At 71.9% G+C, this 25,861-nt stretch carries 26 protein-coding genes and 1 other RNA gene; 5 read left to right on the top strand and 22 right to left on the bottom strand.

Features of this window, described 5'->3' with window-relative positions; translation table 11 throughout:
- Positions 1 to 112: 112 nt before the first annotated feature.
- The 5 genes from ACLQ20_RS16190 to ACLQ20_RS16210 form a co-directional block, all read right to left on the bottom strand.
- Positions 113 to 979, bottom strand: a complete 867-nt coding sequence (locus ACLQ20_RS16190; RefSeq protein ID WP_151454038.1) for an AraC family transcriptional regulator — start codon at positions 977 to 979, stop codon at positions 113 to 115.
- A gap of 109 nt (positions 980 to 1,088) precedes the next feature.
- Positions 1,089 to 3,167 (bottom strand): glycogen debranching N-terminal domain-containing protein, encoded by a 2,079-nt coding sequence (locus ACLQ20_RS16195; protein ID WP_425856436.1) that lies wholly within the window; start codon positions 3,165 to 3,167, stop codon positions 1,089 to 1,091.
- 13 nt (positions 3,168 to 3,180) lie between these two features.
- Positions 3,181 to 3,543, bottom strand: coding sequence for an SCP2 sterol-binding domain-containing protein (locus ACLQ20_RS16200; protein WP_151454039.1), 363 nt, complete (start codon positions 3,541 to 3,543; stop codon positions 3,181 to 3,183).
- A gap of 222 nt (positions 3,544 to 3,765) precedes the next feature.
- A complete protein-coding gene (locus ACLQ20_RS16205; protein WP_425856208.1) occupies positions 3,766 to 4,227 on the bottom strand; it encodes a hypothetical protein in 462 nt (153 codons plus the stop codon).
- A 223-nt stretch (positions 4,228 to 4,450) separates the two neighbouring features.
- A complete protein-coding gene (locus ACLQ20_RS16210; RefSeq protein WP_425856210.1) occupies positions 4,451 to 5,734 on the bottom strand; it encodes an FAD-dependent oxidoreductase in 1,284 nt (427 codons plus the stop codon).
- On the opposite strand from ACLQ20_RS16210, the gene ACLQ20_RS16215 reads away from it, so the two are divergent.
- A complete protein-coding gene (locus tag ACLQ20_RS16215) occupies positions 5,678 to 6,331 on the top strand; it encodes a TetR/AcrR family transcriptional regulator (protein WP_425856212.1) in 654 nt (217 codons plus the stop codon). The genes ACLQ20_RS16210 and ACLQ20_RS16215 overlap by 57 nt on opposite strands.
- Before the next feature lie 129 nt (positions 6,332 to 6,460).
- Here the strand turns inward: ACLQ20_RS16215 and ACLQ20_RS16220 are convergent, their stop codons facing one another.
- The 3 genes from ACLQ20_RS16220 to ACLQ20_RS16230 form a co-directional block, all read right to left on the bottom strand.
- Positions 6,461 to 6,850: an Imm32 family immunity protein gene (locus ACLQ20_RS16220; protein WP_327029211.1), complete on the bottom strand. Its 390-nt coding sequence runs from the start codon at positions 6,848 to 6,850 to the stop codon at positions 6,461 to 6,463.
- Positions 6,851 to 7,195: 345 nt separating this feature from the next.
- A complete protein-coding gene (locus ACLQ20_RS16225; RefSeq protein WP_327029212.1) occupies positions 7,196 to 7,555 on the bottom strand; it encodes a hypothetical protein in 360 nt (119 codons plus the stop codon).
- Positions 7,556 to 8,263: 708 nt separating this feature from the next.
- Positions 8,264 to 9,049, bottom strand: coding sequence for a maleylpyruvate isomerase N-terminal domain-containing protein (locus ACLQ20_RS16230; RefSeq protein WP_327029213.1), 786 nt, complete (start codon positions 9,047 to 9,049; stop codon positions 8,264 to 8,266).
- A gap of 496 nt (positions 9,050 to 9,545) precedes the next feature.
- Between ACLQ20_RS16230 and ACLQ20_RS16235 the strand changes: the two genes are divergently transcribed.
- On the top strand, positions 9,546 to 10,016 hold the full coding sequence (locus tag ACLQ20_RS16235; RefSeq protein ID WP_425856215.1) for a hypothetical protein: 471 nt from the start codon (positions 9,546 to 9,548) through the stop codon (positions 10,014 to 10,016).
- Positions 10,017 to 10,568: 552 nt separating this feature from the next.
- Here ACLQ20_RS16235 and rnpB read toward each other — a convergent pair.
- An RNA gene (rnpB, locus tag ACLQ20_RS16240) (RNase P RNA component class A) lies at positions 10,569 to 10,986 on the bottom strand.
- Between the two features lie 103 nt (positions 10,987 to 11,089).
- On the opposite strand from rnpB, the gene ACLQ20_RS16245 reads away from it, so the two are divergent.
- Positions 11,090 to 11,851, top strand: a complete 762-nt coding sequence (locus tag ACLQ20_RS16245; RefSeq protein WP_327029218.1) for a sulfite exporter TauE/SafE family protein — start codon at positions 11,090 to 11,092, stop codon at positions 11,849 to 11,851.
- Positions 11,852 to 12,068: 217 nt separating this feature from the next.
- Here ACLQ20_RS16245 and ACLQ20_RS16250 read toward each other — a convergent pair whose 3' ends face one another.
- Together ACLQ20_RS16250 and ACLQ20_RS16255 are read right to left on the bottom strand one after the other, a co-directional pair.
- Positions 12,069 to 12,887, bottom strand: a complete 819-nt coding sequence (locus ACLQ20_RS16250) for a TrmH family RNA methyltransferase (RefSeq protein ID WP_425692494.1) — start codon at positions 12,885 to 12,887, stop codon at positions 12,069 to 12,071.
- A 2-nt stretch (positions 12,888 to 12,889) separates the two neighbouring features.
- A complete protein-coding gene (locus ACLQ20_RS16255) occupies positions 12,890 to 13,699 on the bottom strand; it encodes a phytanoyl-CoA dioxygenase family protein (protein ID WP_151456231.1) in 810 nt (269 codons plus the stop codon).
- 154 nt (positions 13,700 to 13,853) lie between these two features.
- Here ACLQ20_RS16255 and ACLQ20_RS16260 point away from each other — a divergent pair, with 154 nt between their 5' ends.
- Positions 13,854 to 14,348, top strand: a complete 495-nt coding sequence (locus ACLQ20_RS16260) for a GyrI-like domain-containing protein (RefSeq protein WP_225852378.1) — start codon at positions 13,854 to 13,856, stop codon at positions 14,346 to 14,348.
- A gap of 19 nt (positions 14,349 to 14,367) precedes the next feature.
- Here ACLQ20_RS16260 and ACLQ20_RS16265 read toward each other — a convergent pair whose 3' ends face one another.
- The 8 genes from ACLQ20_RS16265 to ACLQ20_RS16300 form a co-directional block, all read right to left on the bottom strand.
- Positions 14,368 to 14,916, bottom strand: a complete 549-nt coding sequence (locus ACLQ20_RS16265) for a hypothetical protein (RefSeq protein ID WP_425856219.1) — start codon at positions 14,914 to 14,916, stop codon at positions 14,368 to 14,370.
- 84 nt (positions 14,917 to 15,000) lie between these two features.
- The gene (mctP, locus tag ACLQ20_RS16270; protein ID WP_425856222.1) at positions 15,001 to 16,656 is read right to left on the bottom strand and encodes a monocarboxylate uptake permease MctP; all 1,656 of its coding nucleotides are present in this window, start codon (positions 16,654 to 16,656) and stop codon (positions 15,001 to 15,003) included.
- Entirely contained in the window at positions 16,656 to 16,937 is a 282-nt protein-coding gene (locus ACLQ20_RS16275; protein ID WP_151456234.1) for a DUF3311 domain-containing protein, read from the bottom strand. Before ACLQ20_RS16275 ends, mctP begins: the two co-directional genes overlap by 1 nt.
- Positions 16,938 to 17,096: 159 nt before the next feature.
- The gene (locus tag ACLQ20_RS16280) at positions 17,097 to 18,317 is read right to left on the bottom strand and encodes a bifunctional RNase H/acid phosphatase (protein ID WP_425856225.1); all 1,221 of its coding nucleotides are present in this window, start codon (positions 18,315 to 18,317) and stop codon (positions 17,097 to 17,099) included.
- A 4-nt stretch (positions 18,318 to 18,321) separates the two neighbouring features.
- A complete protein-coding gene (locus tag ACLQ20_RS16285) occupies positions 18,322 to 19,059 on the bottom strand; it encodes a zinc ribbon domain-containing protein (protein ID WP_151456236.1) in 738 nt (245 codons plus the stop codon).
- On the bottom strand, positions 19,056 to 19,886 hold the full coding sequence (locus ACLQ20_RS16290; protein WP_192581510.1) for a Nif3-like dinuclear metal center hexameric protein: 831 nt from the start codon (positions 19,884 to 19,886) through the stop codon (positions 19,056 to 19,058). Before ACLQ20_RS16290 ends, ACLQ20_RS16285 begins: the two co-directional genes overlap by 4 nt.
- 170 nt (positions 19,887 to 20,056) lie before the next feature.
- Positions 20,057 to 20,629, bottom strand: coding sequence for a flavoprotein (locus ACLQ20_RS16295; protein ID WP_151456238.1), 573 nt, complete (start codon positions 20,627 to 20,629; stop codon positions 20,057 to 20,059).
- 16 nt (positions 20,630 to 20,645) lie between these two features.
- The gene (locus ACLQ20_RS16300) at positions 20,646 to 21,875 is read right to left on the bottom strand and encodes a helix-turn-helix domain-containing protein (protein WP_425856228.1); all 1,230 of its coding nucleotides are present in this window, start codon (positions 21,873 to 21,875) and stop codon (positions 20,646 to 20,648) included.
- 249 nt (positions 21,876 to 22,124) lie between these two features.
- Between ACLQ20_RS16300 and ACLQ20_RS16305 the strand changes: the two genes are divergently transcribed.
- Positions 22,125 to 22,796 (top strand): bifunctional DNA primase/polymerase, encoded by a 672-nt coding sequence (locus ACLQ20_RS16305; RefSeq protein WP_358116388.1) that lies wholly within the window; start codon positions 22,125 to 22,127, stop codon positions 22,794 to 22,796.
- Between the two features lie 243 nt (positions 22,797 to 23,039).
- Here the strand turns inward: ACLQ20_RS16305 and ACLQ20_RS16310 are convergent, their stop codons facing one another.
- From ACLQ20_RS16310 to ACLQ20_RS16320, 3 genes are all read right to left on the bottom strand, one after another.
- The gene (locus ACLQ20_RS16310) at positions 23,040 to 23,762 is read right to left on the bottom strand and encodes an FAD:protein FMN transferase (RefSeq protein WP_425856439.1); all 723 of its coding nucleotides are present in this window, start codon (positions 23,760 to 23,762) and stop codon (positions 23,040 to 23,042) included.
- Positions 23,763 to 23,841: 79 nt separating this feature from the next.
- On the bottom strand, positions 23,842 to 24,432 hold the full coding sequence (locus tag ACLQ20_RS16315; protein WP_425856231.1) for an FMN-binding protein: 591 nt from the start codon (positions 24,430 to 24,432) through the stop codon (positions 23,842 to 23,844).
- 10 nt (positions 24,433 to 24,442) lie between these two features.
- Positions 24,443 to 25,771 (bottom strand): ferredoxin reductase family protein, encoded by a 1,329-nt coding sequence (locus ACLQ20_RS16320; protein WP_425856233.1) that lies wholly within the window; start codon positions 25,769 to 25,771, stop codon positions 24,443 to 24,445.
- Between the last annotated feature and the right edge of the window lie 90 nt (positions 25,772 to 25,861).

Here is a 25,861-nt window from a genome sequence, read left to right on the forward strand (position 1 = left end):
GCTGCGCGGCGAGCCCCCGCGCGCCGGGGTGGGGGTGGCGCACTGCGGCATTTTATCGACCCTCTCCTTGGGGGGGGGGGCCCGGCGGGTCCCGGGCTGGGCCCCCGAGGTGTCAGCCGGTGACGGGCTCTACCGGGATCCAGAGTTCGGCGTCCGCCTGCGTGCCGTCCGCCGACAGCCGGGTCCGGGAGATCTCCGGTCCCGGCCGGCTGCGGTACGGGTTGGACGGGAACCACTGGGTGAACACGTCCCGCCACAGGTACTGCACCGCCTGCGGAAACTCCCCGGAGGTCTCGAAGACCGCCCAGGCGCCCGCCGGCACGGGCAGCGCGTCCAGGTCCTCCGGCGCGTCCGCGCCCGTCACCACGCCGTACCAGTAGTCCAGCTCGGTGCCCTCCGCGCGGCTGTCGGCCACGTCGGCGCTGACGTTGACGACGCCCTGCGGCTCCTGGTCGGACAGGGCCTCGATCCGGCGTACCGTCTCCGGCGGGATGCCCTTGACGAAGGCGACGATCGACGGATTCATCCCCTCGTGCACCAGCGGCACCCGGGCCTTGCGGCCCACCAGCTGGAACCCGTCCTTGTGCACGATCCGGTATCGCATGCTGCTGCTCCCTTCGACGACGAGTCGGAAGGACATCCGGGGCTGGGAGTGCAACGCCGCCCCCGTACGCCGGGCCTCGCCGGGGCCCACGCCGTGCACGGCGTGGAACGCCCGGGCGAACGCCTCGGTGGAGCCGTAGCCGTAGCGGACCGCGACGTCGAGCAGCGTCCGCTCCCCCGCGAGCACCTCCGCGCCCGCGACCGTGAGCCGCCGCCGCCGGATGTACTCGGACAGGCCGACGCCCGCCAGCGCGGAGAAGATCCGACGGAAGTGGTACTCCGACGTCACCGCGATCCGCGCCAGCTCGGCCACCTCGATCTGTTGGTCGAGGTGCCGCTCGATGTGCTCCATGGCCTGGTTGAGCCGCTCCAGCACCCGGTTCTCCTTCCCGTTCCGAACAGCAACGCTAGGCGCGCGGGATGTTGGCGCACCCGACATGCTGTGCCCGGATCGGTCGCCCCGGTCGCGGCATGGGCATTATGGCTCAGGAAAGACCCGGATCGGCCCCGCCGCCGTTGGTTCGTGGCTGGTCGAAGCGGTGCCGGGCGAACGCGTCCGCCCTGCCCCAGCGGCCCGGGATGTCCAGCAGTGCGAGCCGGTCGAGGCCGGGCGGCAGCGCCGGGTTCACGGCGAGGTGGTCCTCGTGCGGTTCGATACCGAGCATGATCCGGATGAGCAGCAGGGACGCTCCGCTGGACCACGCCTGCGGGCTGCCGGCGGTGGGGTACCGGACCGGGTACCGCGTGGTGTGGCGGTCGAATCCGCCGAAGGCTTCGGGAAGCCGGCCCTGGAAGTAGGTGGCGGCGTCGATGACGCCCTCGGCGATGCGTCCCGCCTCGTCGGCGAATCCGTAGCGGCGCAGACCCCAGGCGATGAACGAGTTGTCGAAGGGCCAGACGGTGCCGCGGTGGTATCCGAGCGGGTTGTAGCGGCCCTGCCCCTCGGCGAGGGTCCGCACTCCCCAGCCGGAGTAGAGCGCCGGCCCCATCAGGTGCTCGGCGACCCGCCCGGCACGCTCCGGCGGCACGATCCCGCTCCACAGCAGGTGCCCGATGTTGGAGGAGAGGCTGTCGACGGGAGTGCCGTCGCGGTCGAGGGCGAGAGCGTAGTAACCCCGGTCGTCGAGCCAGAAGTCCCGGTTGAAGCGCTCGTACAGCGCCGCCGCCTCGCTTTCCAGCCGGTCCGCGTAGGCCGGGTCGTTCCAGAACGTACGGGCCAGCCGCGCCGCCCGGATCTTGGCGTCGTAGGCGTAGCCCTGGGCCTCACAGGTGGCCCTGGGAAAGCCCGGCAGCCTGCCGTCGGCGTAGGAGATGCTGTCCCAGGAGTCCTTCCAGCACTGGTTCTCCAGCCCGGTGACCCGGTTGCGTCGCTCGTACCAGAGGTAGCCGGTGGACGTCAGGTCGGCGTACTGGTCGATCCACGCCAGGGCCGCCCGGGCCTCCTGTTCCAGCTCCATCACCAGCGCCGCGTCGCCGCTCCACCGTTCGTACTCGTCGAGCAGCACCACGAACAGCGGCGAGGCGTCCACGGTGCCGTAGTACGGCGAGTGCGGCTGCTCCTCGAACGCGGCCGACTCGCCGTAGCGCAGCTCGTGCAGGATCCGACCGGGGTCCTCTTCCAGCACGTTGTCGGTCCGGGCGCCCTGCAACGAGGCGAGGATCCGCAGCGTCGGCGGGGTCAGCGACGGGGTGAAGGGCAGGGTCTGCAAACAGGTCAGCAGGCTGTCCCGGCCGAACAGGGTCATGAACCAGGGCAGTCCCGCCGCCGGCACGGCCGCGCCGCCGAGCGAGAGCGGGGCGAAGCGCAGCGCCGCCAGGTCCACCAGGCTGCGGTGGTACACCTGTTGCAGTGCGCTGCTGTCGGTGTCCAGCTTCGGGGCCTCCGCGAGCCACTCCCGCACGCTCGTCGGCAGGGTGGCGGCGTCCGGGCGCAGCGCCCGCACCGAGGCACGGAGGTCGACACCGTCCGGACGCAGCGCCCGCATGACCACCCGCAGCTCCGTCGACCAGCGGGTGCCGGGCGGCAGCCGGAGCGTGAAGCGGAGACCGCCCTCGTCGAAGTCGGCGGGCTCACTGGCCGAGACGGACACCTCACGCTGGAACGTGCCGCGCCGGTAGCCCAGCCGCAACTCGTCCGGACCGACGTGGAGGTAGTGGCTGCCGGCCTTCTGGCGGACGTCAAACTTGATGTCGAAGATGTCGGCGAAGTCGGCCGCCACCTCCAGTCGTACGTCGAGGTCCATCTCCTTCTCGCCGTAGTTGAACAGCGTCAGCGACTCGGTCAGGTCCGGTCCGATCCGCCGCCGCCGGATCGCCGACACGTCGGCCTCCACGTAGTCGGTCTGCCCGCCCGGCACCACGAAGAACGCCGCCTCGTAGTACTGGCTGTCGTCCACCGACAGCGCGGTCAGCCGCTCGCCGTTGACGGTGAGCACCCATCGGGACAGGAAACGCGAGTCGGCGGCGAACAGGCCGACCGGGGTCGCGGGTGACGACTCCACGTCACCGCTGGAATCCGAGACGATGAAGGTGCTGCCGTCGATGCACGACACGGTGCCCGGGATGTCCTTCACCGGGTCACTCCCCGCGACCGGAGACGGCCTGCTGCCGTGAGGCGGGGGGCACCGGGAACAGCCGCCCGACCCGCATCGCCAACGCGAGGTTCCCGTCGACCATGATCTCGCCCCGGGTGATCCCGGCCAGGCCGTTCATCTCACCCCGCGACATCGCCTCCGCGACGTCGGCGGTGACCGTGATGACCGTTTCCGCCGGGGCGTCGCTCTGCGTCACCTTCAGGCTTCCATGGTCGATGTCCAGCAGCCACCGCTCCACCCGGTCCCCCTCCCGGATGTCGAACCGGACGGTGCCACGGACCTTGCACAACCGTGGATCGTGACCGACATCCGCCAACTGCTCGAAGAAGGCACTGGTCGCCGTCATACGACCTCCCCGCCACTTGTCAGGAGCGCTCGCCGACTACCCGTCGTACGGGGGCACTAACGCTCCCACCGGCGCCCCGGCCCGCTGCACCGAGTTGCGCATGCTTCGCACCGGCCGGCCAGCCGGCGTCCGACCGATGCCGGCACGGCCGCACCGGCCGCTCAGGTGGCGTCGCCGCGGGGCGAACCGACCGCCGTGAGGAGGCACTGCGCGGGTGAGGAGTCAGCGGCGGCCGCACCAGGCGCGGGCCGGCGCGGTACGGACCAGGAGCCCGCTGACCAACAGCGCCAGCACCGCCAGCAGCCCGCCCGCCGTCGCCGCGACGAAGGCTGCGTCGACCGGAGGCGTGATCAACGACCCGAGGCGCGGCCCGAAGAGCAGCATGATGCCGGCCCCCACCAGGAACGCGACGGCGACCGGCGCGGCGAACCCGTGCACCACCCGCCACGCCGTCGGGCCGCCGTGCCAGAGCCCCCGGAGCACGGCTGCGGCAGCCGCCGTGCAACAGGCCAGCGCGAGCCAGTTTCCCGCACCGCCGACCGCGCCGAGCAACGCGACGGCCACGACGATGGTGTACGCCCACCAGAGCGCGAGCAGCACGATGCTGATGACGATGCTGGACGGCCGCCGCATCGGCTCCCGACCGGCGGGCAGCGGGCCGGGCTCCAACGGCTCATCAGTCATCGCCGGATCCTATTGCGCCCGACCAATCGGGGTTCGGCGGCCGAACATCGTGGAAGATGTGCGGCTCTGAGCTGGTGGGCGACGGTCTGCCGCACCGGGCCACACCCCGCACCGGCCCCTCCGGAAGAAGGCCTGATGGTCTTTCAGCACCCCCATGGCATCGGGCACCAGGGCCTGGGACCGCTCGCGCATCGCGGCGCGCGGCCGACTGCGTTGCGCGTTGTCAATCCGCGGGTGCCGGCTCGGTGGGCCGTGGTGTGAAGAAGCGGATGATGTCGTCGGCCGCGGTGGGGGACAGCATCATTGCCTGGACCCGTGCGGACATTTCGGCGATCGGGTGGATTCTGGTGAACATTGCCTCCTCGTACGCCTGGATCGCCGAGTCCGGGTCGGCGGGGTTGGCGGCGAGTTCGCCGGCGAGTTCGGCGGCGTCGAGCATGGCCTGATTGGCACCCTCGCCGACCGGTGGCATGAGGTGCGCGGCGTCACCGATGAGGGTGACGCCCGACTGGTGTGCCCAGCGTGTACCGATGGGCAGCGCCTCGATCCTTCGAGGCGTCGGCGCGCTGTCGCCGGCTTCGACGAGTGCGGTGAGATTCGAGTCCCAGCCGTCGAACATGTCCAGCAGAGCGCGCTTGCTGCGGTAGGTGTCCAGGTGCCGATCGTCCGCGCGGAGGGAGATGCCGACTCGGATGCCGCCGTCGCCGAGGCGTTGCGCGGCAAGGATCTGGTTCACGCCGATGCACCACAGGTTCCCGGGGCCGACCAGCTCGGCGAGATCCGGGTGGCGCCGGTCGGCGTCGCTGATGCTCAGCTCGACCAGGGTGGCCACGTAGGACAGTTTCGCGTCGGTGAGCAGCGGCCGGACGACCGAGCGCGCGCCGTCCGCGCCGATGAGGACGTCGCAGTCGGCGCGGTGACCACCGTCGAACGTCAGCCCGAAGCCTCCGTCGGGTCGCGGCGTCGCCGCGACGAGCCGGTGCTGCCAGGCCACCGTGTCGCCGGGGAGCGAATCGAGCAGAAGATCCCGCAGTGCGGCGCGGTCGATCTCGGGGCGTCCGGAGAATGAGCCGGGTTGCGGCGTGTGGTGCACGAGGGTGCGTCCGGCCGGGTCGAGGATGCGATGTTCCTCGCCCTCCGGCCGTGCCTCGGACCGGAACCGGCCGGCGAGGCCCGCCTGGGCCAGGGCCCGCTGCCCGGACTCCGGGTGCAGGTCGAGCGATCCGCCCTGCGATCGCGCGGATCGGCTCGCCTCGCGTTCGTACACCACCGCGTCGATGCCGTGCCGGTGCAGGATTCGCGCCAGTGTCAGGCCGCCGAGGCCACCGCCGGCAATCGCGATCCGCATCATCACCTCCGTTACCGTACGCTGTATCTTATGGATACGCCGTACGGTAGCGCGCCGTTGCCCGTCTGGGAACGGCCCGAGCCTCAGCCGCGAGCGGCGCCGGTGCCGCTGAGCCGCGCGAAGATCGCCGCCACGGCTATCGGGCTCGCCGACGCACACGGCCTCGACGGCCTGTCGGTTCGCAAGATCGCCAAAGAGCTCGGCGTCGGTCCGATGCGGCTCTACGACTACGTGTCCAACAGATCCGAACTGCTCGACCTGATGGTCGACGCCGTGTATGCCCAGATCGCCGAGGCCGGTCAGCACTCCGAGTGGCGCGCCACGCTACTGGCCGTCGTCCACCGGACCCGCGACGCCGCTCTTGAGCATGAGTGGTTCGCCGACCTGCTCGGCGCAAGGCCGCACCTGGGACCTCATGCGCTCGCCGTGGGCGAATCGACCGCGGCGGCGCTCAGCCAGGCCCCCGGCGTACGCGGCATCGACGACCTCCAGCGGGCCATGGGCGCCCTCAACGCGTTCATCATCGGGGCGCTCCGCAGCGAGGTCACCGAGCGACGCACCGCCCGTTCCACCGGCACCGACGTGTCCGCCTGGCAGGCCGCCCTCGGGCCCTACCTGACACGCATGCTCGAAACAGGCCGCTACCCCACCATCGCCCGGCTCGTCATCGACGGCGCCCACCTCAACGCCGAGGAGACCTTCCACCACAACCTGATCACCGTCCTGGACGGCATCACGGGCCATCCCCAGACGTGACCACATGCTCCGAGACCAGCCGCCCGCTGAGAGCCTGCACCTCGGTCAGACATCCGGATCTGCTGCAACCAGCGCGCCGAGGGTGTGGCAGATCAGTTGACGGACTGCCACCGCCCGGCGATCGTGCACCTACGATTCTGGCCAGTCAGCCACGATGACCAATGGGACCAGGTCCGGCGACCGGTAGTCGTCGCCAGGGAGGTACTCAATGTGCTGATGCCGACGGACTGTCCGATCATCGGCAGTCTCGGCCTGCTCAGCCACCCCGTCCAGCATGTCCCAGATGATGTCGAGATACTCACGCCCGCCGGAGAAGTGCAGCGTGGTTCCGCCTTGCAGACCGACAAGCAGCGGGCCTGCGGTCGCCTTCTGACTGACGACCCCGTCGGTGACCGCCACCTCAATGGGCTCGGCATGTTGGCGAAGCAGCCGGCTGAGGGCGCGGAGCGCAGCCGGCGGACCGGCAAGCTCCAACTCGTCGTCGCTGACGGAGACACGGCAGCGTCGGTGATCCTCCATCGACGCATTGTCCCTCGCCGCGCGATCCTTGCGTCGCCCGCCGCGAAGGCCTCCGCGAGCGCCTTGAGGAACATGTCGGGCATCAGGTGGGACGCGAGCGTCAAGCATCTCCCGGAGGCGAGGACGTCCATCAACATCGCCGTGGCGCCAGCGAACGCCTCAACCAGGTCGCGGCTATCTGCCGCGTGCCATTGCACCGGTGCCATTCTTAGCGCTGCTCGTGGTTCTGTCCAGAATGACCGCATCTCACGCGCGTACCTGACCCGCGTCCTATGCGCAGAGACGAGGGAGCAGTTTTATCGTGGTGCGCCGATCGTTGGCTGGTGCCCACCAATCGTGGCCTGCCTACTGGCCGAAAGTGGAGCGCAGGTTCGCGTTGATCAGTTCGTTGAGCCGCTTGCGTAGGTGTCCCAGCAGTGACGGGTCGGGCAAGGGCTCGGCGACCAACAGCGTCCAGCGCAACTGCGTGCCTTGTGCACCGTCGGGCACCAGGTCGAAACGCACCTGAGCATCGGGGCGCCTGGGCCATAGTGACGACCACATGACCAGGCGCGGATGCTCCGCGTGCAGGATCTGCGGAGTTTGCTCGTCGTCGAGCAGCCGCAGCCAGGGGCGCGCCGGGTCGCGGTCAGGCTCGGTGAGCGCCTCGAAGACGATGGCCGGTGGGGGTGGCTGGCTACGGGTGCGGCTACCGGCTTCGAGCATGCCTCAGAATAAGGGCGAACAACTCATCGTGATGAAGGGCGCCTGATCAGGACACGCGACGGTGTGTCGCTGCTCCAGATGGAACGAGGCTCCGGTAGGACAGCAGTCGACCAAGAACAACCGGCCAGTACGGAAGCCTCGTTGCTGACCTATCTTGCCGGCGTCTCACTGTCCACGCGCAGCCTGACCCGTCTGACCGAGCTGATCCGTGACCGGCACTGCACGCTCGTATCGTCAGGGCTTCCGGCTGCCGCGCCAGTCCAACCCCGGGACTGGCTTGCCACCGGGTCACCGGGTCGCGGCACCAGCTCCGCCGCCAGGACGTTGCGGGGCCTCCCCCACAGCAGCCGGCCATCGAGCCAGGTCCCCAAGCGCCGGACCGGAAAAGGCCCTCACGACGGCAGAGCGCGCCGTACCGAGGCAAGACCAACTGACCCAGCACTCAGGGCGTCTCCAGGCGTCAGGGCGTCCGCAGGGCGTCAAACGCCGGCCAAAGTTGACCAAGAACGACCATCGACATCCAGACATAGAACCAGCTCAGAGCCTTGATCAGGGCTGGGAGCTGGTGGGCGACGGACGAGTCGATTTGTACGCCGGATTGCGATCATCGCACCCGCGTTGACCTGGGGCGGAGCCTGGCAACAGCCACTGTAGGCCGTCGCCAGGCCGTCAGGCGTCGCAGGTGCGAAGATCGCATGTCGTCGGTTGTCACACGGACGGGTCCCAGGCGGCGAGTTGATCGAAGATACGGCGGTCGCCTTCGAACTCCAGCGACTCCAGCGGTATGCGGCCGTAGAAGAACAGGACCAGGTCGCTTGCCGTGCCCCGGGCGGAGACGTGGGCCTTTTTGGGATCCTCGCCGGCAGCGGGCGTGAAGCGGGCGACCTGTGCCCCGTCGCGGGAGAGCCGAAGGCGCCAGGAGTGGCCCTCGGTGGCGTGGTAATCGACGATGGCGGGGTCGTGTGGCCAGGCAACCGTGGTTGCGCAGACCGTGAACTGGCAGTCGTCGAAACCGTCGAGGGCGACCTCGTCTGGTAGCGGCTGCGGGGCACCCAGGGTGAGCTGGGCGTCGTAGGTGTACACCGCGATCTCGGGGACCTGTCGCCGCGCCCAGGCACCTGAGGTTTGCGGTGACGGCGAGTCATCCCACCACGTCCAACAACTGCGATCCGGGCCGGCCTCACGCAGCGCGCTCGTCAGGTGCTCGATGGACTCGGTCCACCAGGCCAGCAGTGCCTCGCGCTCCCGAGGCGCACCCATGCCGTCGTCCCAAGCCGACTTCTCCGGGGGCGCGTCTGCCGGCCCTGCGGCGACGATGGCGGCCGATTTGCGGCGAGCCATGCCCACGTGTTGCACAAGATCGAACAACGTCCGCTCGGGATGGGTCGGAACCTGCATGTCGAGGCGGGGCGCCGCGGCGACCGCGGCGCGGAAGGCGGTCGACCGTTCGTTGATCAGCCGCAGATGATCAGGGAACGTGAGAACTTTATGCACCCGGCTTTCTACCACTGTGCTCCGACGACCGGACAGCGAATTTCGCGATCGATCGCGCCGGCCGCCCCGGCACTGATACGTGCCCTTGGTTCACGCGCGGAAAGCGACATCCGCGTTGATGCTCTCCCCCCGCGTCGAGCAACGCCGAGGCGTAGAAGTGACGCAGCGCGTGCATCCCGGTGGCCCGGGTCGGCGCGCGGCGTCATGCCCGGCACCGAGGACGCAGAACGCACCATCAGGTACGTCACGAAGTACATCACCAAGCACACCGGCGACTGCCACAGGATCACGAGCGGCCGGCAGCGTGCACACCTCGACGCCGTCCAGGAACTTGCCGACCTCGGATTGGTCAAGACCACCACCACCGAGGTACGCGTCCGGGTTCGCGATCAACTCCAAGATCCGCCGCCAGGATTACCCGTTCAAAGCTGCATGACGAGGCACTAGGTTGGCGGCGTGGGTTCCTCGCCAACGGAAAGAAGGAGGAGGCTGTCCGTTGGGCTACACGCTTGACGCCCTCATCGGCTCCGTCGGCGCTCTCCACGCCGCTGCAAGCCAGTGGCCGGCTGCTGTGCCCGTGCCGCTGGCGCATGACCTCGCGCTGCTGCCAATGACCGACGAACTGTTCGACGCCGTCACGGACGGCACGACGGAGCGGGTACTCGGATTCTGGAAGCTGCCGGGCGGCTTCGACCGTGAGCTGTCGTCCTGGTCCTCAGTGGGACCGGTCGGCTATGTCGAGGCGGACTTCTTCGGGGGCGTGGGCAGCCAGCGCGCGGCCCTCTGGGTCGCTGGCGAGTTGGCGTTCGGACCGCTGTTTGTGGGCGAGGGTGAACCGTTCGCTCCCCAAGGAAGCCCTATCTCTCAGCTGCTGGCGCGCCTTGGTGTCGAGCGCCACAGGTACCGCGATGAGTTCGAGGCGGTCGGCCTCGGACGCCACCGCGAGACGGCGGACTGGCTGCCATAGCGGCGAGGAACGTCGATCATGTCAAGCATCGGCTGGGACGCAGGTGTAAAGCATCAGCCGGGACACGACGAGCCTCTTGCCTGTTCCTACTGCCGAAACACTCTCTTCTGGATCAAGGCACCGCGCTCCGCGCGGTGCGGGGCGGCAAGCCCGGCCGGCGGCAAGCCGCCCCACCACACTCAGGAACCAGCTTCAGCGGGCCGTGACGGAAGCCGGCAGGTCAGCCTGGTCGAGTCGTCAGGGCTTCCGGCTGCCGCGCCAGTCCACCCCCGGGACTGGCTTGCCACCGAGTCACCGGGCGCGGCACCAGCTCCACCGCCAGGACGTGCCCGGCCCTCGCCTACCGTTGCCGGCGACGCACAGAGGTGCCTGCATTCCGCCCGGAAGCTTCACGACGGGACAACCTGCGCCAGGACGAGGGCGGTCCACTGATCCCCCGCTCAGGCCGTCTCCAGGCCGTCAAACGCCACCCAACGATGACCAAGCCCAACCAACGGCACCAGACAGAGAACCAGCTCAGAGCCTTGTTCGTTGCTCTGAGCTGGTGGGCGACGGACGAGTCGACCTGTACGCCGGATTCTGTGACCGGCGCGCGCCCCGAGGGGCTCGCGTCGGCGGCGGCCATCCATCTAGGCCTGCCGTCGCCGGCAGGCTCGAGCGGCCTACCCGCAGACATCGGGCGGGCAGCCCTCAAGCGTCTGCGCCGGGTCGTCATCATCTCTGGTGACGGCCCTTGCTTGGCCTTGCTCCGGGTGGGGTTTACCGAGCCACCCCGGTCACCCGGGGTGCTGGTGGGCTCTTACCCCACCGTTTCACCCTTACCGTCCCCGATGGGGTCGGCGGTCTGTTTTCTGTGGCACTGTCCCGCGGGTCGCCCCGGGTTGCCGTTAGCAACCACCCTGCCCTGTGGAGTCCGGACGTTCCTCGGCGGCGGGCCGGAGCCCGCCGACGCGACCGCCCGGTCGACTCGTCCGTCGCTCATCCATCCTAACGACGCCACGGCCGCGTCCATTGCCACCCCGGGGCCGACCGGCACCCGTCCTGCCGAGGCCGGGTACTAGCCTCTGGTGACCATGGATGTCTCCGACGCCGCGCTGCTGCTCGCCGCCGGTCTCGCCGCGGGCACGGTCAACGCGGTGGCCGGCGGGGGCTCGCTCATCACCTTCCCGGCGATGATCGCGGTGGGCCTGCCGCCGGTGCCGGCCAACGTGAGCAATTCGGTCGCGGTCTTTCCGGGGTACGTGGCGAGCGTGGCGGGCAGCCGGCAGGACCTGCCGCCCCGGCGGATGCTGGCCACGCTGGTGCCCACCACGATCGTCGGCACGATCGCCGGCGCCCTGCTGCTGCTGGCCACCCCGGCCCGGGCGTTCGAGCTGGTGGTGCCCTTCCTGGTGCTCGGGGCGACGGCGGTGCTGGCGTTCCAGGATCCGCTGCGCCGGCTGGTCGGGCATCCGCGCGACCTGGCGCCGCGCCGCCGTACGGTCACCGTGCAGGCCATGGTCGCGGTCGGCGCGGTGTACGGCGGCTACTTCGGCGCGGCGCTCGGGGTGATGCTGGTCGCGGGCCTGGCCCTGGTGCTGGACGCGACGCTGGCCCGGGTGAGCGCGATCAAGAACCTGCTCTCCGCGCTGGTCGGGTTGACCACGCTCGTGGTGTTCGCGCTGTTCGGGCCGGTGAACTGGGCGGCCGTCGCGGTGGTCGCGCCGGCGACGCTGGTCGGCGGGTACGCCGGCGCGCGGCTGGTGCGCCGGCTGCCGCCGGTGGTGCTCAAGGTGCTGATCGTGGTCTTCGGCACGGCGATCGGGCTCTACCTGCTCTGGCGCGCGCTGCGCTGAGCCTCGGCGACACGTGGCCGGCCTGGGGCACCCGAGCGGCTAGTGGTCGTGGAGCGTGAAGCGGGGGCCGCCTGACCGGCCTTGATCGGGATGGTCGCCTTGATCCCTCGGCGGCGCAGGTACTCACGGTTGGCCCGCGAGCTGTAGGCCATGCCCACCATCGCACCCACTTCGAAACGCGGCCCAGGGTGATCAGCCCACCAGTGTGATCAGCGCGCTACCGGCGGGCGGCAGCGCTGCGCTGGCGTGCCGATTCGTAGAGCACGACGGTCGCGGCGACCGCCGCGTTCAGGGAGCTGGCGGCCCCGGACATCGGGACCCGGACGAGCTGGTCGCAGGCCTCACGCCAGCCGACGCTGAGACCGGTGGTCTCGTTGCCGATCAGGGTCAGCGCGGGTTGCGTGAAGTCGTACTCGGCGGCATCCAGTGCGCCGTGCTCATCGGCACCCACGATGCCGATGTCGACGCCGTCGGCGCGCACGTCGGCGACCCAGGAGAGCACCGCCTGGTGTGAGGGCGCCCGGACCACGGGCAGCGCGAACAGCGAGCCGGTGCTCGCCCGCACCGCCTTCGGGTCGTACACATCGGCGGCATGGCCGGTGACGATGACGCCGGACGCGCCGAAGGCGTCTGCGGACCGGATGAGCGTCCCGATGTTGCCAGGGCTGGTGGGCCGGTCGAACACGACGGTGAGCATGGTCGGCCCGGCCGGGATGCGGCACAGGTCGTCCTGCGGCAGCGCGACCACGGCCAGCAGCTCCGGAACCGTGTCCGCCTTGCCGCCCAGCATGTGCATCAGTTCACGGGAGACGGCGAACCTCTCGGCCCGGACGGTGTCCAGGGCCTTGCGTGCCCAGCCGGAGAGCTGGACGTCGGCGTCGTAGAGCAGCTCTCGAACCTGCCAGCCGTGTTCGATGGCCATGGTGATCGGGCGCACGCCCTGCACGAGGAACTCGCCGCGACGCTGCCGCTTGGTTCGATTGCGGAGCAGTGCCTCCCACTGCTGGAATCGTGCATTGCGGCCACTCACCCGCACCCTCACCGTTGTCCCCGCCTTCCCCGTACATCAGGAACAGGGGTGTCCTGCCCGAGTCCTCGGCGAATCGCGATCTCCACGGGCGAGTACGCACCGTCGGCCCGTTCCAGTTCGAACGGCGCGGCCGGCACCAGCGGCGGCTGGGCCATGAAGCGCGGCCGCGTCCCGTGGTGCGGTTGCGCCGCGTGCACCAGGAAAGGATGGCACAGGAATACATCGCCAGGAGACCCGGTGGCCAGGGCGAGTGGCCTGTGGTCGGACGCCGCCACCAGCTCGGGCGCGAGGTCCAGCCCGCTCGCCCCGTCCTCCCCGTACTTCTCCAGCACCTTCGGCACGTCGAGGTGTGAGCCGACCCGGATCCGTGTCGGGGCGTCCTCCGCACCGATCTCGCTGAACAGGAACAGCATCAGCAGCGCCCGGCCCCGGGAGCGAACGTTCGTGAAGTACCAGCTCGCACCCTCAGGCAGATAGCTGCCCTCGATGTGCCAGCCCGCGTCGTTCGGCTCGTCCTTGTGCGGGAAGCGCAACGGGAACGTGCCCAGCGAGTAACGCGGCTCCCAGCGTCCCGCGCCGACGAGCAGGTCGTACGCGTGATGGAGGAACGGTGAATTGGGTGCGGCGGCGAACGGCCCCTGCGCCATGCCGGGCACCCAGTGCACGGGCTGCGTCCAGGTGGCTGGGTCGTCCGGGTCGCAGCCCGTCTCCCGCCACAGCAGCCGCGCGCAGTCCGCGGCCACGCGCGGTGCGACGGCGCCCGCCAACTTCACGAAGCCGTCGCGAAGGAACCGGGATACCAGTGTCGTGTCGTCCATGCCCCCATCGTGTGGCGGCACCGATCCCGATCACCCGACACTTTCCGCTCCGCCTCTGTCGGGTGTGCCGCAACAGAGCCGGTCACGATACGGAGGCACTGTCGCACAGCACTACAGCTTGAGGTTCCGCCCAACTGCCGAAGGGAGCGAACGCATGGAAACCCGCATCGTCGACCATCCCGCGTTTTGGCTCGTGGGGCACGCTGTCCGGGTTCCACTGATCCACCGAGGCATCAACCCGCACATCCAGCAGCACATCGCCGCGCTGCCGGCAGAGGAGCACCTGCGCTTGAAGGCACTCGGCGACACTGAGCCGGGCGGCCTGCTCGCGGTCTTCGATGACCTCGACGCGGACTACGACGAAGGCAGCGAGCTGACCTACCTGCACGGGGTCGCCGTGTCCCCGGGCACGCCGGTCCGGGGCGATCTCGAGGTCATCGAGGTCCCGGCGGGCCGCTGGGTGGTCATCCGGGCCGTGGGGCCGCAGCCGCAGACCCTGCAGAAGATCTGGGCCGCGGCCGCAGCCGAGTGGTTTCCCTTCAACCCGTGGCAACTGCGGCCGGGCCCGGAGATCGTCGCGGTGCCCGAGCCGACGGACGACCTCAGCACCGCGACCCGCGAGCTCTGGCTGCCCGTCGAGCCGGCGTAGCCCGCCTCTGGAATACGGCCTAGTGGTCGTTGAGCGTGAAGAAGAACGTCCGGTGCTCGACGTCCAGGAAGGCGGTCCGCCACCGCGTGGACGGGGTCGCCTCGTCGTACGCCCGGCTGTGCAGCCAGCGGGGCGCGGCCGGCAGGAACGGCGCGAGAGCGGGCCAGGCGTCCGCCGGGCTGCCGGAGTGGGGAGCCTTGGCGGCGGGCGCGTACGGCACGAAGTCGTACCGCTGCGCCAGCGTCCGCGCGTCCGCCGGACGCAGCCGGACCACGCCCTGGTAGGCCCAGTCCACCGGACCCGGCGCGCGGCCGCACGGCTCGCCCGAGAGGGGATGGACCTGCCAGTGGATCTCCAGGTAGTCGCCGAGGTCCGGCAGCTCCTGGGGCGGGTCCCACCGGTTGGTGCGCACCTTCGCCTCCTCGGCGCGCACGGACTCCCGGCACTCGGGGGTGTCGCCCGGGTCGTCGCTGACGACCCGGATCACGGCCCCCACACACCCGACGATCACCAGCAGCAGCAGCGCGGCGGAGCCGCCGAGGACGGCCACCAGCGCGCGTCTCGTCATGGTCGTCAGCGTACGAAGGGCGTCCACTCCCGCCGCGTCGCCCCCAGCCGCAGGGGGCCGGGGGCGACGCGGTCCGGGAGACGCTCAGGCGACCGGTTCCGGGGCGGCGTCGGCGTCCCGGTTCGGGCCGGGTACGACGCGCGGGTCGCCCTCGTCGGCGAAGTAGTCGTCCGACGTGGTGCCGTCGCCGCCGTCGCGCACCTTCGCCGCCCGCAGCACCACCGTGAGCAGCGCCGCGACCCCGAGGTTGACCAGCACCGCCACGATCCCGACGTAGATCGTCTTCGGGGTGTCGAAGCCGAAGTCGGCCAGCGGGAACGCCGAGCCGCCGAAGTGCTTGCGGCCGGTCGCGGCGTTCGGGATCTGGTAGAGCATCCACATGCCCAGTCCCATGCCCGCGATCCAGCCGCCGATCAGCGCCCCCCGGTGGAACCAGCGGGTGTAGAGGCCGAGGGCCACCGCCGGCAGCGTCTGGAGGATGATCACGCCGCCGATGAGCTGGAGGTCGATGGAGAACTGCGGGTCGAGGAAGACGATGCACGCCACCGCGCCGACCTTCACCACCAGCGAGGTGATCTTGGAGACGTTCGCCTCCTGCGCGGGGCTGGCGTCCCGCTTCAGGTACTCCTTGTAGATGTTGCGGGTGAACAGGTTCGCCGCCGCGATCGACATGATCGCCGCCGGCACCAGCGCGCCGATGCCGATGGCCGCGTACGCGACGCCGGCGAACCAGTCGGGGAACTGCTGGTCGAACAGGACCGGCACCACCGTGTTGCTGTCCACGGTGCCCTCCTTCGACCCGGGCAGCGGCTTCACCCCGGCCGCGATGGCCATGAAGCCGAGCAGCGCGATCAGGCCGAGCAGCAGGCTGTACGCGGGCAGCGCCGACATGTTCCGCTTGATCACGTCGCGGTTCCGGCTGGCCAGCACGCCGGTGATGCTGTGCGGGTAGAGAAACAGCGCCAGCGCCGAGCCGAACGCCAGCGTGACGTACTGGAGCTGGTTGTTGGCGTTGAGCAGCACCCCGTCGTTGGGGTTCGGCGACGCGTCGAACTTCGCGTCGGCGGCGTCGAAGATCTCGCCCCAGCCGCCCAGCTTGTACGGCAGGTAGAGCACCGCCACCAGGATCACGATGTAGATCAGCGTGTCCTTGACGAACGCGATCAGCGCCGGCGCGCGCAGCCCCGACTGGTAGGTGTAGGCGGCCAGGATCGCGAACGCGATGATGATCGGCAGGTGCCGGGCCAGGGCGCTGTCGCCGGTCACCCCCATGGTCTTGAGCACCGCCTCGATGCCGACCAGTTGCAGCGCGATGTACGGCATCGTCGCCACGATGCCGGTGATCGCGATCAGCAGCGCCAGCACCGGCGAGTCGAACCGCTTGCGGACGAAGTCCGCGGGGGTGACGAAGCCGTGCCGGTGCGAGACCGACCAGAGCCGGCACAGCACCAGGAACACCAGCGGGTAGATGACGATGGTGTAGGGGACGGCGAAGAAGCCGGCCGCGCCGGCCCCGAACATCAGCGCCGGCACCGCCACGAAGGTGTACGCGGTGTACAGGTCACCGCCGACCAGGAACCAGGTGATCCAGCCGCCGAAGTTGCGCCCGCCCAGCCCCCACTCGTCGAGGTGGGCCATGTCCTTCGGGGCCCGCCACCGGGCCGCCACGAATCCCATCCCGCTGACCAGCAGGAAGAGCGCCGAGAAGACGATGATCTCGGTGAGGTGGTCGCGCCACATCAGCGATCACCCGCAGCCGTGTCGCCCGGGCCGTCCGACGGCGCGCCGGCCCGCTTCTTCGTCATCTGGTACACCAGCGTGGTGGTGGCCACGCCGAGCAGGATGTAGACGAGCTGGAGCCAGTAGAAGCGCGGGAAGCCGAGGAACCGGGGCGAGTCGGCGTTGAAGAAGACCGGGATCAGGGGCACCACGATGGGGATGAAGAGCAACCAGTTCCAGGGGCTGTGGTCCTTCGCCCTGGAGCGCGCCGCGGTCGGCGCCTCCGGTTCGGGTGCGGCCATTGCGACAAACCTCCGCGAGTCGTAGATCGACACAGATGACGGCCGGAGGCTACGACCCTGTGACCCGGGTCACGTTCTACGGGAGGAGGTTGCTGCGCCGAACGGCGGACGGCGTGCGCCGAACGGCGACCCGGGCGGCCGGACGGCCGGCCGCCCGGGTCAGATCCCGGCGAGGTGCGCGGTGTCGTTGACCGTACGGACGGCGACCCCGCCGTCCGGCCACGTGTCGAGCACCGAGATGCCGGCCGCGTCCAGGAAGAGCCGGTGCAGGAAGCCGTCGCCGGCCGCGAGGGCGTCGCGCAGCACCAGCTTGATCGGCGAGACGTGCGAGACCACCACCACGGTCTCCCCCGGGTACGCCCGGCACAGCCCGTCGACCACGCGGCGGCAGCGCTCGGCGACGTCGACGAACGACTCGCCGCCCGGCGGGGCCACCCGGGTCGAGGCCAGCCAGGCGTCCATCTCGCCCGGCCACTCCTGGCGGACCTCGGCGAAGGTGCGCCCCTCCCAGGCCCCGAAGTCGCACTCGATCAGGTCGTCCTCGCGGCGCACCGGCACGCCGCCGAGCGCCCCGGCGATCGCCTCGGCAGTCGCCGTACACCGGGACAGGGGCGAGCTGACCACGGCCGCGACGGTCGGGGCCAGCGCGGCCACCCGGGCGGCCGTGGCCCGGACCTGGGCCCGGCCGCGCTCGGAGAGCGGCACGTCGCCGCGGCCCGAGTAGCGGCGCTGTTCGGTGAAGGCCGTCTCGCCGTGCCGGACGAGGACGAGCCGGGTGGCGGTGAAGCTCGGCCGCGGCTCCCAGGAGGCGGGCGCGGTGGCCGGGTCGGTGCCGGTGCTCGTCGCCGACGCGGCGCGGGCGGCCACCTCCCGGGCTTTCGCGCGGGCCGGCGAGTCGGGACCGGCGACCTCGCGCGGCGGCTCCACGACGCGCGGCGGCGCGACGGCGGGCCGGGCCGGCGCCTTGCCGGCGGCAGCGTCCATGGCGGCGTTGGCGAGGGCGTCGGCGTGCCGGTTGCGTTCCCGGGGAATCCAGTGGAACCGCACGGCGGCGAAGCGGTTGACCAGCCCGGCGGCCTGCGCGGCGAGCGGGCGCAGCCCGGGGTGCTTGATCTGCCAGCGGCCGCACATCTGCTCGACCACCAGCTTCGAGTCCATCCTGGCCTCGACCTCGGCGGCACCCAGCTCGGCGGCGGCCTCCAGCCCGGCGATCAGCCCCCGGTACTCGGCGACGTTGTTGGTGGCGACGCCGATCGACTCGCCCCGCTCGGCCAGCACCTCACCGGTGTCCGCGTCGCGGACCACCGCGCCGTAGCCGGCCGGGCCGGGGTTGCCCCGGGATCCGCCGTCGGCCTCGACGACGACCACGCGCGGCGCCACGGGACTACAGGCCGGACTCGTTGGTACGGACCATGATCCGCCGGCAGTCCTCGCAGCGGACGACCTCGTCCGGGTCGGTCTTGCGGATCCGGGCCACGTCGGCGCCGGAGAGCGTCAGACGGCAGCCGCCGCACCGGCCGGCGGTCAGCAGCGCCGCGCCGAGCCCGGTGTCCTCGCGGATCTTGTCGTAGAGCTGCACCAGGTCGGCCGGGAGGTCGCCCGCCAGCGGCTGGCGGGCGCCGCGCTTGAACTCCTCCTCCTTGGCGATCTCGGCCAGGCTCTCGTCGCGGCGCCGCTCGGCGTCGTCGCGCTTCTCCCGCACCTCGGCGAGCCGCTGCTCGACGCCGTCCAGCACGCCCTGGGCCGTCTCCCGCTGCTCCATCAGCTCCAGCTCGGCGTCCTCCAGGTCGCCCTGACGCCGGTTGAGCGAGACCAGCTCGTGCTGCAGGGCCTCCAGCTCCCGGGCCGGGCCAGTGCCGGCGGCGAGCCGGGCCTCGTTCTTGGACTTGCGGGCCCGCACCTGGTCGACGTCCTTCTCCATGCGGGCGATGTCCCGGTCCAGGTCGTCAACCGCGACCTGGGCACGGACCCGCTCGTCCTCCAGCGCGGACAGCTCCCGGGCCAGCGCGTCCAGTTCGGCCCGCTCGGGCAGCGAACGCCGCCGGTGGGCGAGCTGGGCGAGGGTGGTGTCGATCGCCTGGAGGTCGAGCAGGCGGCGCTGGACCTGGGGGTCAGCCTTCACGTTCTGGGCTCCTTGTCGTCCACCGCGGGTGGGGCGGCGTGTACGGTCCACGGGTCGGTGGCCAGGTCGGACACCAGCGTCTCGACACCCGTCGCCTCCCGCAGGAGGACGGCCAGGTCGTCCAGCCACGGTCGTTCCGTCGCCCAGTGGGCGGCGTCGAGCAGGGCCGGGCCGTCGGCGGCCAGGTGCTCGCCGGCCGGGTGGTGGCGCAGATCGGCGGTGAGGAACGCGTCCACCCCGGCCGCGGTCGCGTCGGCGAGGAAGCCGTCCCCCGCGCCGCCGCTGACCGCGAGGGTACGAACCATACGCCCGGGATCCCCGGCGGCGCGAACTCCCCAGGCGGTGGCGGGCAGTACGGCGGCGGCGTGCCGGGTCAGCTCCGCCAGCGTCATCGGCTCCGGCAGCTCGCCGATCCGGCCGATCCCCCGGCCGTCGCCGTGCGCGGGCGAGCCGGGTGCGGGCCGGTGCAGCGGGCGAAGCCCGGTCAGCCCGAACCGGGCGGCGAGGGCGTCGGAGACCCCCGGGGCGGCCACGTCGGCGTTGGTGTGCGCGACGTACAACGCCACGTCGGACTTGATCAGCCGGTGGACGATCCGGCCCTTGAAGGTCGTGGGCGCCACCGAGGAGACGCCGCGCAGCAGCAGCGGATGGTGGGCGACGATCATGTCGACGCCGGCGTCGAGCGCCTCGGCGACCGTCTCCGGCACCACGTCGACGACGCAGAGGACCCGGCGCACCGGGGCGCAGGGCTCGCCGAGCACCAGCCCGACCCGGTCCCAGTCCTCGGCCCAGGCCGGCGGATAGCGCCGCTCCAGCTCGGCGACCACGTCGGCGACGGTCGGCGGGACTGCGTTGGTGCTCACGGCGGGCCAGCTTACCGGCGCGAGCCGTGGCCGGGGCCCTCGCCCACCGACGCGGCGGCGTGTCCCAGCGCTCCCCCGGTGCCGAAGGGTCCCCGGCGGACGCCACACGTCAGCCGGGGACCCGTCGGCACGCGTCAGGCGACGGGGCAGAGCCGGTCCCGTACGGCGGCCAGACCCAGGGCCCACGGGAAGGCGTGCACGTGCCGCTCGCCGGTGCCCGGCGGGTGCAACGGGAAGACGTCATCGCCGAAGAGCACCGTGACCCCCCACTCCGCGAGCCGGGCGATGCCCGCCCGGAAGGCCGGGTGGGCCGCCATCGCCGCGTTCGTGTACGGCACCGCCACCACCGGCACGCCCAGGCCCTGCGCCTCCACCAGCAGACCGAGGGCCAGTGTGTCGGTGATGCCGGCCGCCCACTTGTTGACGGTGTTGACCGTCGCCGGGCAGACGATCATCGCGTCGGCCTGCGGCAGCACGTCGAGATCGCCCGGATTCTTGTAGTGGGTGCGGACCGGATGGCCGGTCTGCCGGGCCAGCGCGGCCCGGTCGACGAACTTGGCGCCGTCCGGCGTGGTGACCACGCAGACGTCCCAACCGTCCTGGTGGGCCAGCTCGACGAGCCGGCCGACGTGGCGGGCCAGCGGCGAACCGCAGGCGATGACGTAGAGCACCTCGCGGCGCTCGCTGCTCGGGTGCGGGCCGGTCATCAGGCCGGCTCCGCGCTCATACCCCAACTCCCATGTGCTCAGCCAACTCCGCAATCGGAGAAGGCGGCGCACCACGTGTGCGACGCAGGATGTCCGACATCACCTCGTGGGCGATCGGCCGGCAGCGGATCTCCGACGGGGCGAGGCGGTCGCCGCGCAGCAGCATCTCGCCGGCGTTGGCCACGTCGCCGATCTGGGCGAAGCCCCGGGCGATGTCGAGCAGGTGGTGGGCCCGGCGTTCCGGCAGCAGGGCGCCGAAGGCCGGCTCCTGGATGCGTTGCTGGTGCACCTCGACCGCCCGGCCCCCGTCGCCGAGCTCGACCGCCGCCGCCGCCCGGTGCAGCTCCACGTTGGTCGGTCCGAACGAGGTCCAGTAGTGGTTGTGGTCGCCGCCCAACAGGACGGCCGCCTCGTGCGCGCCGTTGATCAGGTCGCCGACCGTGGCGGAGTCGCCGATCCGGGCGGCGGCCATCGCCCCCTGGAGCAGCAGCATCCCGTAGACCGAGAGCAGGGCCGGGTCGGCGGCGTTGCCGCAGCCGGGGGCGAGCCGGTTGGCGATGGTGACGTTGAGTTCGAGCGCGGGCCGGGGCCGGCCCATCGCCACCAGCGCGTTGCAGACCCGGGTGGTGGCGATGCCGGCCAGCAGCGGGTCGTCGGCGCGCTGGGCCACCGCCATCGAGCGGTCGGCGGCCAGCCAGGCCAGGTCGCACTCGCCCAGCTTGCGCAGCACCGACGAGGCGATCTGGTAGACCTGCCCGAGCAGGTGGGCCGCCTCGACCGCCTGGTCGCCGCCGTGGCCGGCGTCGGCGGCCTGGGCGTCGCGCAGCAGCTTCGGCAGCGCCCGGGTGAGCATCCCGTAGCGGCCGTACTGGTAGGTGAGCCAGGCGTGGTTGACGGCCTTGCGCATGTCGGCCAGGGGCGGCGGGCACGGCGCGGCGTCGAAGTACGCGCTCATCGAGTCGTACCGCTCCAGGGCCGCCCGGATCTCCTGCACCTCCACCTGGTCGATGCAGTTCAGCGCGTCCGTACGCCGCTCCGGGTCCTTGCCGAGCAGCAGCTGCACGTCGACCTGGAGGATGTCGGCGATCTCGTAGAGGACGGAGAACTTGTCCAGCCGGCGCACCCCGCGCTCGACCTTGTCCACCCAGCTCTTCGACTTGCCCAGCCGGTCGGCGAAGACCTGCTGCGACATCTTGCGCCGCCCCCGCCAGTAGGCCACCCGCCGCCCGATGGGTAACTCGTCCATCCACCCGTTCCTTCCCCTGTGCCTGCTCGAGCGGGCGTGCCGGCCGGTCCTGCCGGGTGCGGCGATCGATCCGTACGTCTCAGGTTTTCGCTGGTCGCACAGCGTGTGCGTCAGCCGTACAGCCAGTTCTCGTAGTTTTCGTGCAAGTTGCACGAGCCGTTCGTCAGCTCAACGATCGCGGGTTACGGCAGTGACGGTGCTCGACATGCGACCTGGGCACCGGCCGGGTCCGGCGAGGGGAGATGGCACATGTGGGGGAATGTCGCGCCGCGCGTCGTTCAACTGTCCCCGTTGGAACGGGTGCGGCTGCGCCGGGTGGCCGTGCGGTACGCCCTGCACGGCTGGGACGTCACCCCCGGCGCCTGCCTCGCCCGCAGCCGCTTCGTCTGCGGGCGGGCCGGCTGTCCGACGGTCGGCTGCCACCCCGCCCTGGAGAACTGGGAGCACGCGGCGAGCGCCGACCCGGCCCGGGTCGCGACCTGGTGGCGCACCCGGCCACACGGGGTGCTGCTGCCCACCGGGCGGGCGTTCGACGTGCTGGAGGTCCCCACGCACCTCGGCCGGCACGTGCTGGACGCGGTCCGGACGCACCCGGCCGGCGTCGGCGTACGCGGGCCGGTGCTGGTGACGCCGACCGGCCGCTGGATGTTCCTGGTCCGCCCCGGCGACCCGCTCCGCCCCGAGTTGGACCACTGCTTCCACGTGGTCCGGCACGGCCCCGGCTCCTGGATCCCGGCCCCACCGACCCGGCTGCCGGAGGGCACCGTCCGGTGGGCGGTCGCGCCCGAACAGGCCCGCTGGCAACTGCCCGACTCCTACCTGGTGCAGAACGCGCTGATCGAGGCCCTGCGGGCCACCGGGGTCAGGATCACCTCCGACCTGCTCCCCGGGCACCTGCCGCTGCCGCGCCGGGGCATGTGACGGCGGCGCGGCAGCGACGCCGGAGGGCCGGCGCTCGTTGAGCACGGCGACGGCGCACCCGCGCCGGGAGCGGGGGGTTACATGTCCACCGATGACACCGCGCGCCAGCCGGACGGCGCGGAGCCGCCGCCCCGGCACCGGCCGCGCCGCCGCTGGCCGGTCACCCGTCCCGTCGGCTCCCGCCCGGGCCGCCCGCGACCCCTCGGCTCCCGCCCCGCCACCACCCGCCCCTTTCGCTGATCCTCAGCCGGCCAGGGGCAGGGCGGTGGAGTGCAGGAGGCGGGCGTCGTCGGTGACGACCGCGTGCTGGTGCCCGGGCAGGCCGTCCAGCCAGCCGATGCCGGCCGGCCCCATCGCGACGGCCGCGGTGGCGTACGCGTCGGCCAGCCCCAGGTCCGGCCCGACCACGGTGACCGAGCGCAGCCCCCGGGCCGGCACGCCCCGGCGCGGGTCGAGCACGTGGTGGCCGCGCTCGTAGACGCCGGACGTGGCCACGGCCAGGTCGGTGCCGGTGAGCACGAGGCAGGTGGACATCGCGTCCCACGGGTGGCGGACGCCGACCCGCCACGGTCGCCCGGTCGAGGAGTGGCCGCGTACCCGCACGTCGCCGCCCGCGTTCAGGCAGTGGTTCGCCGCCCCGGCCGCGAGCAGCCGGTCCGAGGCGACCTGCACCGACCAGCCCTTGACGTAGCCGGACGGGTCGAGCCGCCCGGTGGCGTACGCGTCGAAGAAGCCGTCGCTGGCCTTCCACAGGTCGGCGCAGCGCGCCAGCACGTCCCGCAGGTCGGCGCCGGCTCCGGAGAGCGGCAGCTCGCCCCGGTCGACGCGGCACACCTCGCTGTCGGCCCGGTACGTGCTGAAGCGGGCGTCCACCTCGCGCAGCCAGGCGAACACGTCCCCGGCCAGCCCGTCCAGCTCGGCGGCGGGCAGGTCGTCGGCGAGGTCGAGGCTGATCGCGGTGCCCATTACCTGCTCCACGCGGCGCAGCCCGGGCCTGGTCGCCGGCGGACCCCCGCCGGGCCCGCGCCGCCCCGCCGCCGACACGTCAGTTCGCCCGGTCGATCGCTGCCTGCAATGACCTCTTGTACGAGGTGCTGGTGGCGGTCGCCCCGGAGACGGTGTCCACGTCGGCGCTCTGCCGCTGCACCACCAGCCCGGAGCCACCGCTGTAGCGGCCGTCGACCTGCTCGCTGCGCTGGTCGGACTGGGCGGTCTCCTCGGGCAGCTCCAGGGCCACCACGTCGACGATCCGCGTCCCGGAGAGGGTGATCTGCACCTGCACGTTGCCGTACTCGTTCTCCACCACCGGCCCGGTGACGGTGCGGGTCGTCGGCGCGGGCGGCGGCTTCGTGGTGGTGCGCGGCGCGGACGGCGCCCGGCTGGTGACGCTGGGCCGGCTCGCCGGCGCCCGGGTGGCGGTGCGACCGGGCCGGGGCGACGCGCTGGTGCGGGCCGGCGACGGCGGGGCGGAGACCTCCCCGCCGCCCGGGGCCGGACCGGCTGGCGCGGGGACCACCGGTGGGGGCGCCGCCGGCAGGTCCTGGGCGACCGGGCTGGTGCCCGGCGAGCCCTTCAGCACCACCATGGCGGTGGTGCCGGCCGCCAGGCCGGTGATCGCGAGCAGGGCGCGACGCATGGAAGCCTTCCTACAGCTCGAACGTGGCCAGGTGGATCTGCCGGCGGGGCACGCCGGCCTCGCGGAGCACCCGCAGCGACTGCTCGACCAGGCCGGGCGGGCCGCAGAGGTAGACATCGCGCCGGGCGAGGTCGGGCACCAGCCGGCGCAGCCCGTCCGGGCTCATCACCTGGCGGGGGCCGGGATCGTGGCGGGAGCCGACGACGTACCAGATCGCGGTGTCCCGGGCCTCGGCGAGCCAGTCCAGCTCGCGGTGCAGCAGCACGTCGTCCGGGGTGCGGGCGCGGTAGATCAGCGCGGCGCCGGGCGGCAACTCCTCCAGCATGGCCCGGATGGGGGTGATCCCGCTGCCGCCGGCGATCAGCAGGGCCCGCTCCCGGGTGCGGTGGGCGGCGGTGAAGGTGCCCGACGGGCCCTCCGCCCAGACGCGGGTACCCGCTTCGAGGTCGCGCAGGTCGGCGGTGTGCCTGCCGACCACCTTGACGGTGAGCCGCAGCCAGCGGCCGTTGGCGGCGGCCGAGACCGAGAACGGGTGCGCCTGCCACCAGCAGCCCCGGGCGAGGAACCGCCAGCGGAAGAACTGTCCGCCGAGCATTTCCAGGCGCTCCAGCCGGTCGCCGGTCAGGTAGATCGAGATCGTGTCCGGGCTCTCCGCGACCACGTCGGCGACCCGCAGCCGGTGCCGCAGGTTGAACGCCAGCGGCGCGACGACCCGGCCCCAGAGCAGGGCGGCGAGCACCACCACGTACATCGCGATCCAGAAGGTGCGCACCGGGCCGGGCCGAAACAGCTGCGCGCCGTTGCTGAACTGGTGGGCGAAGCCGAGCAGCAGCACCGCGTAGCTCGACAGGTGCAGGGCGTGCCACAGCTCGTAGGGCAGCGCGGTCCGGATCGCCCGGACGCTGGTGAGGCCGACCAGCACCAGGATGCCGGCGGCGGCGAACGCCGAGACCATGTCCTCGTAGTCGCGCAGCAGCACGCCGGCCTCGGTGAGCACCGGGTTGTCCTCCAGGTCGGCGTAGCCGACCAGGATCAGCGACGCGTGCGCGAGCACGGCCACCAGCAGGGTGGCCCCGACGTCGCGGTGCCAGCGGGCGATCCGCTCGCCGCCGGCCCACCGCTCCAGGATCGGCAGCCGGCTCATCATCAGCACCTGCACGAGCAGCAGGTAGCCGGCGACCAGCCCGGTGATCCGGCCGGCGGCGGTCACGGTGGCGGCCGTCGTCCGCAGCGATCCGGGCGGGGTGTCCAGCCACCAGGGCAGCACGCTGGCGAGCAGGCCGACGACGAGCAGCGCGGCCAGCAGCCGCCGGCCGCCGGGTCCGCGTCGCGGCGGCACCAGGGGGCGTACGTCCGCAGCCGGCCCGCGGGCGCCGCCGGGCGGGGGGGGGGCGGCGGCGCGGGCGCGGGGGCGGGGGGGGGGCGGGGG

It is taken from the genome of Micromonospora sp. DT46, assembly GCF_049841735.1.
GTDB classification, from domain to species: domain Bacteria; phylum Actinomycetota; class Actinomycetes; order Mycobacteriales; family Micromonosporaceae; genus Micromonospora; species Micromonospora reichwaldensis.

What these genes read in the sequence shown, in the direction of transcription:
- ACLQ20_RS16295 (WP_151456238.1), bottom strand. Translation starts at nt 20,629, where the DNA reads ATGACCGGCCCGCACCCGAGCAGCGAGCGCCGCGAGGTGCTCTACGTC.
- ACLQ20_RS16200 (WP_151454039.1), bottom strand. Translation starts at nt 3,543, where the DNA reads ATGACGGCGACCAGTGCCTTCTTCGAGCAGTTGGCGGATGTCGGTCAC.
- ACLQ20_RS16220 (WP_327029211.1), bottom strand. Translation starts at nt 6,850, where the DNA reads ATGGAGGATCACCGACGCTGCCGTGTCTCCGTCAGCGACGACGAGTTG.
- ACLQ20_RS16260 (WP_225852378.1), top strand. Translation starts at nt 13,854, where the DNA reads ATGGAAACCCGCATCGTCGACCATCCCGCGTTTTGGCTCGTGGGGCAC.
- ACLQ20_RS16315 (WP_425856231.1), bottom strand. Translation starts at nt 24,432, where the DNA reads ATGCGTCGCGCCCTGCTCGCGATCACCGGCCTGGCGGCCGGCACCACC.
- ACLQ20_RS16310 (WP_425856439.1), bottom strand. Translation starts at nt 23,762, where the DNA reads ATGGGCACCGCGATCAGCCTCGACCTCGCCGACGACCTGCCCGCCGCC.
- ACLQ20_RS16205 (WP_425856208.1), bottom strand. Translation starts at nt 4,227, where the DNA reads ATGACTGATGAGCCGTTGGAGCCCGGCCCGCTGCCCGCCGGTCGGGAG.
- mctP (WP_425856222.1), bottom strand. Translation starts at nt 16,656, where the DNA reads ATGTGGCGCGACCACCTCACCGAGATCATCGTCTTCTCGGCGCTCTTC.
- ACLQ20_RS16265 (WP_425856219.1), bottom strand. Translation starts at nt 14,916, where the DNA reads ATGACGAGACGCGCGCTGGTGGCCGTCCTCGGCGGCTCCGCCGCGCTG.
- ACLQ20_RS16225 (WP_327029212.1), bottom strand. Translation starts at nt 7,555, where the DNA reads ATGCTCGAAGCCGGTAGCCGCACCCGTAGCCAGCCACCCCCACCGGCC.
- ACLQ20_RS16300 (WP_425856228.1), bottom strand. Translation starts at nt 21,875, where the DNA reads ATGGACGAGTTACCCATCGGGCGGCGGGTGGCCTACTGGCGGGGGCGG.
- ACLQ20_RS16245 (WP_327029218.1), top strand. Translation starts at nt 11,090, where the DNA reads ATGGATGTCTCCGACGCCGCGCTGCTGCTCGCCGCCGGTCTCGCCGCG.
- ACLQ20_RS16255 (WP_151456231.1), bottom strand. Translation starts at nt 13,699, where the DNA reads ATGGACGACACGACACTGGTATCCCGGTTCCTTCGCGACGGCTTCGTG.
- ACLQ20_RS16275 (WP_151456234.1), bottom strand. Translation starts at nt 16,937, where the DNA reads ATGGCCGCACCCGAACCGGAGGCGCCGACCGCGGCGCGCTCCAGGGCG.
- ACLQ20_RS16305 (WP_358116388.1), top strand. Translation starts at nt 22,125, where the DNA reads ATGTGGGGGAATGTCGCGCCGCGCGTCGTTCAACTGTCCCCGTTGGAA.